Below are 11,972 nucleotides of genomic sequence, written 5' to 3' on the forward strand. Positions count from 1 at the left end.
GAGAGTGCAGCATGACCAAGGGCAAGGTCTATTTTGTGGGTGCAGGTCCGGGAGATGTGGGCCTGATTACCGTCAAAGGTCAAAAAGCGATTGAAAAAGCGGACGTCATTTTATATGATAGATTGCTAAATCCCAAACTGTTGGAGGCTGCCACCTTCGATTGTGAATTGATATATTGTGGCAAGACACCTTATACTACTGGCATCAGTCAAGGGGAAATCAATGAGCTGCTAGTTTCCAAAGCACTCGCAGGGCATCGGGTCGTCCGTTTGAAAGGCGGTGATCCTGCCGTTTTTGGAAGAGTCGGGGAGGAAGCGGAATCGTTGAAGGATGAGGGAATCCCATTCGAAGTCATTCCGGGGGTTACGTCCAGCATTGCTGCATCCATGTACGCAGGAGTCCCCGTCACACATCGGGATTACGGACGCTCCTTTGCGATGGTGACGGGCCATGACCGAACGAAGAAGGATATAGATTGGAGCGGGCTTGTTAGTATAGATACGGTTGCCTTTTATATGGGTGTGGCCAATCTTCCGTATATCCGTGAAAATTTGATCAATCATGGAAAGGCGGGGAACACGCCGGCACTCGTCATTCAATGGGGGACATATGGAAGACAGGAAAGTGTCGAGGGGACCTTGGATGATATCGTTGAAAGGGTAAATGAAAGGTCGCTTGGCAATCCTGCGATCACCTTGGTCGGGGATATCATTTCACTAAGGGGGAAACTGCAATGGTTCGAAAAGAAGCCACTATATGGACAGCGGTTTTTAGTGGCCCGGACCGGAACGGCAAAGAGTTCCTTGGCGGAAGCCCTGCATGAACTTGGCGGCGAAGTCATCGAGTTTCCTAAATGGAATGCGGCAAAAGTGAAAATAGAAGAAAGTCAGCTGCTCTCTTTTCTTTCGTATGATCGAATACTCTTCACTTCGCCCGAAAGTGTCTATGGATTCTTGGATTCACTCACAGAACATGCTATTGATTTCCGCCGGATTTCTTCTAAGTTATATGTATTATCAAGGAAATCAAAAAAGGCTTTACAGCAACGGGGACTGACGGCCGAGCTCAAATCCGAGATGACAGAAGCCGGAACCCTGTTGGTTGTTGGAGATCGAGACAGGGATCTTAGAGATTCGGCTCATGGGGACGGAGACTATATTCAATCAATCGCTAAATTTGTCGATGAAAGATTCCTTGAAATCTTACCGAGAATGCTGGATGGGAAAGCTGTAGGAACGGTGCTTTTTTCGAATCGGCATTCTGTTGATATGCTGATGCAATATGGGAACAAGGCAGACGTGGATATTGAAGGGCTGCTAAATCAAGCCTCCATCGGGGTGATCGGGGAAAGTACCGGCAATAGACTTCAAGACTATGGATTTACGTTGGATATGATGCCCAAAGAACCGTCTGTCGAACAATTGGTGGAGTTGATCGTGAATAGGAATGTTTTTTAGGCTCTGATAAAAACAGAGTCTATTTCCTTTGGAGGGCTTCATTTTTCTATAGAAATGTTGTTTACATTCAGTGTTATGGCCTATCGTGTTATCATTTAATTATGGGACATAACTGGAAAATGAGAGAATTGATGTTTACCATTCAAAGACAGGGGGTGACGTAATGTTTAATGTTGTTGATATTTTATGGCAATTATTCTACCTAGCCCTACTAGTTCTGCTATTCGTAATGGTCGTGAAGTCGATCCGTTTCTTTATAAAACATATGACAAAAATGAATAACCTTGAAAATAAAAGAGATGAATTACATGATCGATTGAAAAAGAAGGATGAGTGACTGCCGTATCTCCGGTTCGGTTTCCTGTTTGCGAGTTATAGCTTGACTTAACCTTGCCAAATGGACGCTCGTAAGATTTTGAGGAGTAAAGAGTAAAAGTCTTTTATTCCTTCCCAGATTGGGTATTATATATAAGTGACTTTTCCAGGGAGGCGAAGCAAATGAAACGGACATGGGAATACGTATTAAGTATCATAGGCGTGAGCATCGCTGCAATTTTTTTAATCGTGACGATCATAACGGCCGTTTATCTCAACAGTATCGATTTAAAAGAAATGGTGGACTACTCATTAATGACAGATTCTCAGGAGTTTTCCTCATCTGAAATTGATATGTCAGTCAAATTTTTCATGGGCTTATTATGGGCTGGGATCATATCGCTGTTCATTGCCTTGGCAGGCGGTTTGATCGCTATCTTTCTATTAAAGGGCGGCAAAGCGAAGGGAGCCGGGATCTTATTGATCATTACGGGCATTCTGACGATTTTTCATGTTTGGCCGCTTATCTTCTTCATCATACCGGGAATCATGTGCCTTGTAAGGAAGCCAAGGGATACGGTGGAAGTGATTGAATGATCCTACACCATACATAGTTCTGTGATTTGAAAAAAAAGGAGCTGGTCTGATTATGCGGGTAAGCTCCTTTTTTTGGTGTAAGGATATTTTAGGGTGATATCCCTTTTTGTGCCAGCAATCACCAGTCTATCATGTTACTATTATTTTATCTAAAGTTTAAAACAAAGTTGATTGACGGAAAGCGAGTGCCCTACGTTTCAATCGACGTCCGAGATTTTACAAATCCTCATAAAAAATATAGATACACTTGATTTTCATCGAGTTTGTCTACAATCTGTTGGATTCCCGCCATAGGGAATCCTTTTTGATGTCTGAATATGTTTCGCTGATAGGTATGCATATATAATAGTAGAAAGTGTCCTTCAGGGTGGAGTGGCTATTGATAAAAATGTTATAATTGTAAATAGATGTAATATAAAGTGATCTGAAGGGGGATTGTTTATGGGCAAAGAACACGGGCATGTAAACTGGATGGATCAGATTTTTAAGGAATATGAACGTGACGGCGGATTGAAGAATAATCCTGGCTTTGGAAAACCGCTTCCGGAATCGGCGTTATCGGGAAATATATATGACAATTTCTTGACAAAGGCCAAGGATGCCGGCTACCTTCCGCTTTGGATAAAATGGCAAAAAGAAATTCGGGAAGAGCTATCCGGATTAGTTCGATTGAAAAAAATGAATGGACCTGAATCTGAAATAATGAAACGAATTGATGAAATAAATGAGAAAGTCCATACATATAATGCGATTTGTCCAGCCAAAATGCAACGCAGGGAAATAGAGTTGGAAAGCATCGATATCCAATATGAAAAATGGAAGTAATTGATAATGTGTAAAATGTGGGTATTTGTATGACGTGATCATTAAAGGATTATGATATAATGGCATGAATAAAAAACAGAGAGAGGGACTTCGATTGGAAAATAGAAAAGAAGTTTTTTCATGGATAAAAGCGATATTGATTGCAGTCATTCTAGCTTTTTTAATTCGAACGTATATTTTTGCACCGATTGTCGTGGACGGTGAGTCAATGATGCCGACTCTGCAAGACCACGAAAGAATTGTTCTTACCAAGTTTGGAACGAATATCGATAATATCGACCGGTTTGATATTGTCGTTTTTCATGCAACGGTCGATAAAGATTATATAAAAAGAGTGATCGGTCTGCCAGGAGACCATATTGAATATAAAGATGATACGCTTTATATTAATGGGAAAGCTTATGAAGAACCATACTTGGACAAATATAAGAATCAGATGGCAGGGGTGCCGCTGACTGAATCCTTCAAGCTCGAAGATATTACAGGCAGCATGACTGTGCCGGAAGGTCAGCTGTTCCTTATGGGGGACAATCGCCAAAATAGTTTGGATAGCCGTGAAATCGGTACGATTTCCGTCGATGAAATTGTAGGCAAGGCGAATCTAGTGTATTGGCCGATCAATGAAATAAAGATTGTGAAATAAGAAGAAGCGGACTCAGGTTTAGAGTCCGCTTTTTTGTTGCGTTTTTCATTCCATTATCATACAGGTTTTTCAACAAAAAACGTGTCGATTCTACTTTTTTTTATCTTTTTTTATGAAAATCAACTCATTTGGGTTAAATTAGGTTATCCTATTAAAAAGAAGTAATCACGTTACCCAGGCCCGCATTAGAAATTGGATTACTTTAAAAAAGGGTGCTGAGATGGAGTACTATAGATGGATATGGTAAAGGATTTAATATCAAACTATGGTTATTTCGCAATATATGGGCTGTTGGCCATTGGGATTATTGGCTTGCCGGTTCCTGATGAGTTCATGATGACTTTTGTCGGCTATTTGTCATCCATTTCCGTTTTGAATGTCCAGGGAGCATTCCTTGTCAGTTTCCTTGGATCGATATCCGGGATGCTTTTCAGTTATTTCATCGGGAAAAAGGTAGGGAAGCCTTTTTTGAGGAAGTATGGTAAGTGGATTAAAATGACCCCCGCGAGGTTGGAAAAATTGGAGAAATGGTTCAATAAATACGGTCCTTGGACCATTATCATAGCCTATTTCATCCCAGGAGTCCGTCACTTCGCCAGTTACATTTCCGGTATGAATGGAATGGGGAAACGAAAGTACTTTATCTTTGCCGGAGCAGGGGCTTTCAGTTGGTGTTTGGTATTTACGACTTTTGGCTATTTCATTGGTGTGTTAACTTAACTCATTTCAACTTCAAAATTTCTTTATTGAATCAGAAAAAACCGTTTCTGGATTCCGGAAACGGTTTTTTCCATTTCTGCCTATATTTATTGAGCTGAGTATCCGCCGTCGATGACAAGCTCGGCACCAGTTACGTATGAAGCGTCATCGGATGCTAGATAAAGCACGGCATTTGCAATATCCGCCGGCTGACCCAAGCGTTGTAATGGCGTTGCCTTGATCATTTGGTTCACTAACTCTTTTGACTCTTCTAATTTTTGAGTCATTGGTGTTTCGATGATACCAGGGAATATAGCATTGACACGGACACCCATGCGGCCATATTGCGTTGCGGCAGCCTTGGAAATAGCACGAACGGCACCTTTTGAAGCAGAATAAGAGTTTAAGCCCATTCCGATTTGAGCAGTAAAGGAAGAAATGTTCACGACTGCGCCTTTACCTTCTTTAGCCATGTAAGGAACAACGTGCTTCATTCCAAGGAATGGTCCAAATCCATTGATGCTTAACATTAGCTGCCAATCGGCCAATGACGTATCGTTAATGCCTTTTTCCGTTGAGATACCGGCATTGTTAACCAATATGTCGATCTTGCCAAATTTAGCGATAACTTCATCCGTCACTTTTTTCCAGCTTTCGTCTGAAGATACATCAAGTACGGCTCCGTGGACGTTATCCAATTCATTCACAACAGCTACAGCTTTTTCATTGATATCAGCAGCAATGACTTGTGCTCCTTCTTTTGTGAATAGGTCAACCATTTCCCTGCCCATACCAGATGCTCCGCCAGTGATAATGGCTACTTTATTAGTCAATCTTCCCATCATGATCACTCCTAATGTGTTGTTATAACGATGAAAATATGTTCAAGCATAGTTCAAAAGTTATATTATCAACGAGCAATACTATAACTCCTTCTAGAATCCGTCAAGCATTTTATTTTTCCGCTTGCGATTTTACTTTTTCTTGCTGGATAATAAAATGATTGTGGAAAAAGAATTTCCACGTTGAGAGCGTTATCAATCTTTTAATCTACAATTTGATACCGTAGATTATCAATATCTAAAATAGCTTAATCTGTTCTATTTGAACCGATTCACAAGTAATCTTGTAGAGGCATCGTATGATGCTGGGGAGCACCATATATTCAATTCTAGTGATTAAAACCGAATACTGCAATCTTTTTGTACTTTAAATACAAATTTTTATAACGTCATTCCAATTCTAACTTTTCAGAACTTTTCTGTACATTGGAGGTCATCATTTTATGAATAACAGAATGTATCTTTCCCTGGCCATCCCGCTAACGATTTCGACGATGAGTACACCCTTGCTCGGTGCGGTCGATACGGCTGTGGTTGGGAAGCTGAGCGATCCCGCCTATATTGGCGGGGTGGCTGTCGGAACCATTATTTTTAATACGATGTATTGGCTTTTTGGTTTTCTTCGGGTCAGTACATCTGCCTTCGCTGCACAAGCGGAGGGGGCAAGGGATGAAAAGCAAAGCCTAATGGCCTTGGTTCGGCCTTTTTTCATAGCAGCGATCATCGGTCTTCTTTTTATCTTGATCCAAAAGCCCATTTTGAATGTTTCGTTAGGCGCAATCAGTCCGGAATCGGACGTTTCCGCCTTTGCCGCAGACTATTTCGGCATCCGGATATGGGGTGCACCTTTTGCATTATTGAACTATGTCATCTTAGGCTGGTTAATCGGGAAATCCAAGATAAAAACATCTTTGTTCATTCAAGTTTTCATGAACGTGATCAATATAGTCTTATGCCTTGTCTTTGTAAATGGCTTTTCATGGTCTGTATCAGGGGTTGCTGCCGCTTCATTGATATCAGAGGTTGCCGCGTTTTTCCTGGGTTTGTGGGTGATCCGGAAAGCGGTCAACGTACCGGATTCATTTTCATTCCGGGAGGGGTTCGATCGGGCTTCCCTAAAAAAAATGATGGTGGTCAACAGGGATTTATTCATCAGGACCATTTGCCTGATCACGGTTTTCAATCTTTTTACGGCCAAGGGAGCCACTTTCGGGACAGAGACACTGGCGGCAAATGCCGTACTTATACAAATCCATTACCTGATGGCCTATTGCTTTGATGGCTTCGCGAATGCATCAAGTCTTCTGGTCGGGAAGGCGATTGGTTCGAGAGATATAAACCTTTATAAAAAAACACTCTCACTATCGGCGCGGTGGGGCTTATATGCTTCTGTCATACTTGCCGCATCTTACTATCTATTCAGCGATGAGGTCATTCTCCTTTTCACGGATATTCCCGGTGTCATCGAACTGGCCCATGAATATGGACTTTGGATAATCCTATTCCCGTTCAGTGCCTTTATTGGACTCATTTTTTATGGAGTGTTCACCGGTGCGACCGAAGCCGTTCCAGTAAGGAACTCGATGCTTCTTGCACTAATGGCTTTTTTGATTGTCCAGTTCTCAGCAGTCAGCAATCATGGCAATCATGGATTATGGCTTGCATTCCTGGCTTTCAGTTTAGGACGTTCCGTGTTTTTAGCATTATACATCCCAAGGCTAAACCGAAAAGTAACAAAGCATATGGATGCCGATAGTTTAATGAAATCATCTTCTTTTTAATAAAAGAGGGTGTTTTTTATTTATGTAAGGGGTTTTATCGGTAGTTTGACGGTAGCGATAATACGGGAATACGAAGAATAGGTAGCAACGCTTGGCGAATCAGGTAGTAAAAGTGATAAAATGAAAAATATATATAAAAGAGGAGTTGTCGTATTTTGAGTGAATTGAATTGGCGAGAAGAAGTTGAAAAACGGAAAATGGACTTATTGCTGGATACACAAAACTTATTGAAAATAAAAAGTGTACTGGATGAGGAACATCCTACAGAGGAGGCCCCATTCGGTAAGGGGGTGCAGGAAGCGCTTGAATTCATGCTTCAATTAGGCGAAAAAGACGGCTTTACTGTGAAAAATGTCGATAATGTCGCTGGTCATATTGAAATGGGTGAAGGCGAGGAGTTAATCGGGATATTATGCCATGTCGACGTTGTACCTGAGGGAGATGGCTGGAGTTCGGATCCGTTCGGCGCTGAGATCCGCAATGGCCGCATATATGCTCGCGGGGCAATCGATGATAAAGGGCCGACGATGGCTGCTTATCATGCGATGAAGCTGGTCCGGGAGCTAGGAGAACCTTTGAATAAACGTGTGAGGATGATCATTGGAACCGATGAAGAATCGAACTGGCGCTGCGTTGACCGGTACTTTGAGGTGGAGGAAATGCCCTCGATCGGCTTCGCACCAGATGCTGACTTCCCGATCATCAGTGCGGAAAAAGGAATCTGGGATTTCTCGGTCATACATCCTGCCGATGCAGGAAATGGTACGAACTCAGACGTGAATGTTATCGAATTTTCTTCAGGGCGAAGGACGAATATGGTACCGGATTTTGCAACGGCCATTGTGGAAGCGGCCAACCCTGCTGAAGTGGCGGCAAACTATCAGGATTATTTGCGAAAATACTCATTGAGCGGCCAAGCCGTTCCGCAAAAAAATCAAGTGCTGCTTGAAATGAATGGTGTCTCGGCACACGCGATGGAACCGAAGAATGGAAAAAATGCAGGTCTCCTTTTAGCAGCATTTTTAGCTGATCTTACTCTCGATCCACATGCGAAAGCCTATTTCACTTTCATTAAGGATCGTTTGTTTGAAGATTCCCGCGGGAATAATTTAGGTGTGGCTTACTCGGATGAGCAAACAGGTGAACTGACGCTCAATGCCGGTGTTTTCAATTATTCAAAACAAGGGGACAGCTCGATCGGTTTCAGTATGCGATATCCGGTGACGTTTGAGTGGGAACAGCAAAAGGCGGCATTGGAAGAAAGACTTGCAGCATATAATTTGAAAGTGAAGACCAATTCGCATTCGACTCCACATTTTGTGGACAGTGAAAGCTTCTTGATTAAGACCTTGCAGGAAGTATATGAAGCGGAGACAGGTGAAAAAGCTGAACTCCTTTCGATTGGCGGCGGAACATACGCCCGTTCATTGAAAGAAGGCGTAGCATTCGGCCCGCTTTTCCCTGGAAGCGAAGACATTGCGCATCAGAAAGATGAATATATTGATATTGAAGATATGCTTAAGGCAACGTCCATTTATGCACGTGCCATTCATGAATTGGCTAAATAAGAGGCAAAGAGGGAGAAAGACATGGGAAAAATCATTTTTAACGGCGACCTTAAAAGCAGGTCCGAAGTAAAGGTAGATATTGAAGACCGGGGATATCAATTCGGTGATGGCGTCTATGAAGTCATTCGGGTTTATAATGGTGAATTATTTGCGGGGGATATGCATTTGAACCGGCTGATCGACAGTGCGAAGTTGATACAGATGAAAGTTCCCTTTACCATAGCGGAAATCAAAACCCGCATGAAAGAGCTGATCGCTGAAGATCAACTGAAGGACGGTATTGTCTATATGCAGCTGACAAGAGGAGTATCAACGCGTACACACTCTTTTCCAACAGCAGTGGTGGAACCGGTCTTTGTCGCCTATACCAAGGAAATGCCTTATACAGGCAAAATGAAGCCAGGGGTCAATGCTGTTACCACCGACGATATCCGCTGGCTGCGCTGTAATATCAAAAGTTTAAATCTACTGGGTAATATAATGGCTAAACAGCAAGCGGTGGAAGCCGGCTGTGATGAAGCGATCCAGCATCGTGATGGTACGGTGACGGAGGGAAGTTCGTCAAATGTCTCAATCGTGGTGGATGGTCAACTTAAAACGCATCCAGCCACAAACTTGATCCTGAATGGAATTACCCGTCAGGTGATGCTGAAACTTTGCGCTGATCATGGCATTCCCTATGTCGAAGAAGCCTTCACGGTCGGGGAAATGATGGCAGCCGATGAAGTCCTTTATACAAGCACTAGCGTCGAAGTGACACCAATTATTAATATCGATGGCCAATCGATTGCAGCCGGGGAACCCGGTCCGATAACTCAAAGACTGCAGAAGCTGTTTTCCGAGGAAATCGAGAAGCAATGCGGTTCCGTTAACTAGATAAAAGCCTCTTTGCCACTATTGGCAAAGGGGTTTTTATCTGTGTAGTCGGAAGCGAGATGTTCTTCCCGAATCCCCGATCACGTTAATTACTCCTATTCAAGCTCCCTTTTTGACATTTTCAAAAACCAGGAATATACTTGCTAATAACCTAAAAAGTTTACCTGTTGCAACAATTTGAGTTGCGTGTAAAAGGGAGTTGAAATAGATATGTCCGATGTGTTGCATCAATCTTCTTCGAGAGGAATAAAAAAACTGCTTCCCTATCTAGGGCCTGCCTTTATAGCAGCTGTTGCCTATATTGATCCAGGGAATTATGCGACCAATATTACAGCCGGATCTAAATATGGCTATACGTTATTATGGGTTATCTTCGCATCCAATTTAATGGCTGTGCTAATCCAATCACTATCCGCTAAATTGGGGATAGCCACCGGAAAGAACCTCCCGGAGCTATGCAGGGAAAGATTTTCGAAAAAAACATCTTTCTTATTATGGATTCAGGCCGAAGCCGTTATAATGGCAACCGACCTAGCTGAATTCATAGGAGCTGCACTAGGGATTTATTTGTTATTTGACTTACCGCTTATCACTTCGGCAATAATTGCCGCGATTGGTTCCTTTGCCATTCTCGAATTCCAGCGCAGGGGTTATCGAACATTCGAAGCCCTGATCACGGTCATGATATTTGTCGTTGTGATAGCATTTGGCGCTCAAGTTTTTTATGCGAAACCTGACACTTCAGCCGTTGTATTAGGACTCTTCACTCCAAAGTTCGAGGGAGTGGACAGTATTTTGCTATCGGCCGGCATGCTTGGTGCCACCGTAATGCCACATGCAATCTACCTTCATTCTTCTTTGACTCAAAGAAGGATAGTCGGAGTAAACGATTTGGAAAGAAAAAGGATTTATCGTTTTGAGCTAATTGACATTGTCATCGCCATGTTGATTGCAGGTGCGATCAATGCCGCCATGGTCATTGTTTCAGCTGCACTATTTCATAAGAATGGAGCACTGGTTGAGGACTTGGATGTTGCCTACCAACAGTTCGGGGCCATGCTTGGACCATCAGTCGCGATGTTTTTTGGAATAGGGCTTTTATTTGCAGGCTTATCCAGCTCATCCGTTGGTGTAATGACCGGTGATGTTGTCATGCAGGGATTCATTAAAAGACATATACCGATTTATTTAAGAAGGGTCATTACCACCGTTCCGCCCCTGCTCATAATATTATGGGGAGTGAACCCATCCAAAGCACTTGTGATGAGCCAAATTGTACTCTCGTTCGGCATCGCGTTTGCCCTAGTGCCCTTGATCATGTTTACAAGCGATAAAAAAATCATGGGCAGCTTGGTCAACCATAAAATCACCTCTTGCATCGCTTGGCTTATAGCTGTACTTATCATTGGACTGAACTTGTTCTTGCTTTACGAAACACTTTTCAGTTAAAAGAAGCAGGGAGGGACCAATCTTTGGTCCTTTTTTGTTTGGATTTTTTGCTGTGTGTTTCGTTAATCCGACCCAGCTTGGATATTTCCGACCTTGCGTGGGTATAATCCGACCCAGCTCGGGTATAATCCGACCCAGATGGGAGATAATCCGACCCAGCTCGGGTATAATCCGACCTACCGAAATTCGACCCAGCCCGAAAAAAACCTTCCTGGACTGCGTTCATATTATGTAAGATTTGAAATATTCCCGATGGAGGGAATATTTATTAGGAGGCCCAAGAAAAGGTATATGCAATGGGAATTATGGTAAAATTAAAGGGAAAATAGGAAGGAATATAAGTGACCATGAATACTCATTTTTTCTTTGCTTTAGTATTGCCTGATGATATTAAGGCTCATTTAAATGCTGTTACGGAACAACTGAAGCCAGAATTTTCATTTAAGAAATGGCTGCATCCAGCCGATTATCATATTACGATGGCATTTTTGGGCAATGCTCCCGATACATTGAAAGAGGATGCCATGGGGCGTGTGAAAAGCGAGCTTGCCAATGAGGATTCATTCGGCTTGGAGCTCGGCGATATCGGCGGTTTTGGCAGGAGTGACAGTCCAAGGATCCTATGGGCAGGCGTCAAGCAGCAAGATAGGCTATTTGCCATCCAAAGGAAGGTCTATAATTCTTGTATCGAAGCGGGTTTTGAACTTGATAAGAAGCCGTTTAAGCCTCATATAACGCTGGCAAGAAAATTCGAGGGTGAAAGTCCCTTTTCGTTGGAGAGTGTCCGCCAGATAGCGAATTTGAAGGATAAGCATTTTGAAGCAGATCAGGTTGCGTTATATCAAACGCATCTTGGAGCTTCCCCTTCATACGAGAAGGTTTTCACGATAAACCTTCAAAAATAGAGAGAGAGATGGGTG

At 42.7% G+C, this 11,972-nt stretch carries 12 protein-coding genes; 11 read left to right on the forward strand and 1 reads right to left on the reverse strand.

Features of this window, described 5'->3' with window-relative positions:
* The first annotated feature begins 11 nt into the window (after nt 1-11).
* The 6 genes from cobA (at nt 12) to MPH60_RS02705 (ending at nt 4,557) form a co-directional block, all read left to right on the forward strand.
* Nucleotides 12-1,457 carry a uroporphyrinogen-III C-methyltransferase gene (cobA, locus tag MPH60_RS02680; RefSeq protein WP_241592595.1) on the forward strand — a complete coding sequence of 482 codons (1,446 nt, stop codon included), beginning with the start codon at nt 12-14 and terminating at the stop codon, nt 1,455-1,457.
* A gap of 163 nt (nt 1,458-1,620) precedes the next feature.
* Nucleotides 1,621-1,794 (forward strand): hypothetical protein, encoded by a 174-nt coding sequence (locus MPH60_RS02685; RefSeq protein ID WP_241592593.1) that lies wholly within the window; start codon nt 1,621-1,623, stop codon nt 1,792-1,794.
* Nucleotides 1,795-1,955: 161 nt separating this feature from the next.
* On the forward strand, nt 1,956-2,369 hold the full coding sequence (locus MPH60_RS02690; RefSeq protein ID WP_241592591.1) for a DUF4064 domain-containing protein: 414 nt from the start codon (nt 1,956-1,958) through the stop codon (nt 2,367-2,369).
* A gap of 441 nt (nt 2,370-2,810) precedes the next feature.
* On the forward strand, nt 2,811-3,194 hold the full coding sequence (locus tag MPH60_RS02695; protein ID WP_241592590.1) for a DnaJ family domain-containing protein: 384 nt from the start codon (nt 2,811-2,813) through the stop codon (nt 3,192-3,194).
* 64 nt (nt 3,195-3,258) lie between these two features.
* Complete coding sequence (gene lepB / locus MPH60_RS02700; protein WP_241615805.1) at nt 3,259-3,837, forward strand: signal peptidase I; 579 nt, start codon at nt 3,259-3,261, stop codon at nt 3,835-3,837.
* 234 nt (nt 3,838-4,071) lie between these two features.
* Entirely contained in the window at nt 4,072-4,557 is a 486-nt protein-coding gene (locus tag MPH60_RS02705; RefSeq protein ID WP_137018105.1) for a DedA family protein, read from the forward strand.
* A gap of 86 nt (nt 4,558-4,643) precedes the next feature.
* On the opposite strand, the gene MPH60_RS02710 is transcribed toward MPH60_RS02705, so the two are convergent.
* The gene (locus tag MPH60_RS02710) at nt 4,644-5,378 is read right to left on the reverse strand and encodes an SDR family NAD(P)-dependent oxidoreductase (protein ID WP_241592586.1); all 735 of its coding nucleotides are present in this window, start codon (nt 5,376-5,378) and stop codon (nt 4,644-4,646) included.
* Between the two features lie 443 nt (nt 5,379-5,821).
* On the opposite strand from MPH60_RS02710, the gene MPH60_RS02715 reads away from it, so the two are divergent.
* The 5 genes from MPH60_RS02715 (at nt 5,822) to thpR (ending at nt 11,957) form a co-directional block, all read left to right on the forward strand.
* Nucleotides 5,822-7,159, forward strand: a complete 1,338-nt coding sequence (locus tag MPH60_RS02715; protein WP_241592584.1) for an MATE family efflux transporter — start codon at nt 5,822-5,824, stop codon at nt 7,157-7,159.
* A 155-nt stretch (nt 7,160-7,314) separates the two neighbouring features.
* Nucleotides 7,315-8,727 carry a dipeptidase PepV gene (pepV, locus tag MPH60_RS02720; RefSeq protein ID WP_241592575.1) on the forward strand — a complete coding sequence of 471 codons (1,413 nt, stop codon included), beginning with the start codon at nt 7,315-7,317 and terminating at the stop codon, nt 8,725-8,727.
* A gap of 21 nt (nt 8,728-8,748) precedes the next feature.
* A complete protein-coding gene (gene dat / locus MPH60_RS02725) occupies nt 8,749-9,603 on the forward strand; it encodes a D-amino-acid transaminase (RefSeq protein ID WP_241592573.1) in 855 nt (284 codons plus the stop codon).
* Nucleotides 9,604-9,813: 210 nt separating this feature from the next.
* Nucleotides 9,814-11,052: an Nramp family divalent metal transporter gene (locus MPH60_RS02730; RefSeq protein ID WP_272492830.1), complete on the forward strand. Its 1,239-nt coding sequence runs from the start codon at nt 9,814-9,816 to the stop codon at nt 11,050-11,052.
* A 347-nt stretch (nt 11,053-11,399) separates the two neighbouring features.
* Nucleotides 11,400-11,957, forward strand: coding sequence for an RNA 2',3'-cyclic phosphodiesterase (thpR, locus tag MPH60_RS02735; protein ID WP_241592660.1), 558 nt, complete (start codon nt 11,400-11,402; stop codon nt 11,955-11,957).
* Nucleotides 11,958-11,972 lie beyond the last annotated feature (15 nt).

It is taken from the genome of Peribacillus sp. Aquil_B1 (assembly GCF_022603275.1).
Taxonomy (GTDB): domain Bacteria; phylum Bacillota; class Bacilli; order Bacillales; family DSM-1321; genus Peribacillus.

What these genes read in the sequence shown, in the direction of transcription:
- cobA (WP_241592595.1), top strand. Translation starts at nt 12, where the DNA reads ATGACCAAGGGCAAGGTCTATTTTGTGGGTGCAGGTCCGGGAGATGTG.
- MPH60_RS02685 (WP_241592593.1), top strand. Translation starts at nt 1,621, where the DNA reads ATGTTTAATGTTGTTGATATTTTATGGCAATTATTCTACCTAGCCCTA.
- MPH60_RS02690 (WP_241592591.1), top strand. Translation starts at nt 1,956, where the DNA reads ATGAAACGGACATGGGAATACGTATTAAGTATCATAGGCGTGAGCATC.
- MPH60_RS02695 (WP_241592590.1), top strand. Translation starts at nt 2,811, where the DNA reads ATGGGCAAAGAACACGGGCATGTAAACTGGATGGATCAGATTTTTAAG.
- lepB (WP_241615805.1), top strand. Translation starts at nt 3,259, where the DNA reads ATGAATAAAAAACAGAGAGAGGGACTTCGATTGGAAAATAGAAAAGAA.
- MPH60_RS02705 (WP_137018105.1), top strand. Translation starts at nt 4,072, where the DNA reads ATGGATATGGTAAAGGATTTAATATCAAACTATGGTTATTTCGCAATA.
- MPH60_RS02710 (WP_241592586.1), bottom strand. Translation starts at nt 5,378, where the DNA reads ATGGGAAGATTGACTAATAAAGTAGCCATTATCACTGGCGGAGCATCT.
- MPH60_RS02715 (WP_241592584.1), top strand. Translation starts at nt 5,822, where the DNA reads ATGAATAACAGAATGTATCTTTCCCTGGCCATCCCGCTAACGATTTCG.
- dat (WP_241592573.1), top strand. Translation starts at nt 8,749, where the DNA reads ATGGGAAAAATCATTTTTAACGGCGACCTTAAAAGCAGGTCCGAAGTA.
- MPH60_RS02730 (WP_272492830.1), top strand. Translation starts at nt 9,814, where the DNA reads ATGTCCGATGTGTTGCATCAATCTTCTTCGAGAGGAATAAAAAAACTG.
- thpR (WP_241592660.1), top strand. Translation starts at nt 11,400, where the DNA reads ATGAATACTCATTTTTTCTTTGCTTTAGTATTGCCTGATGATATTAAG.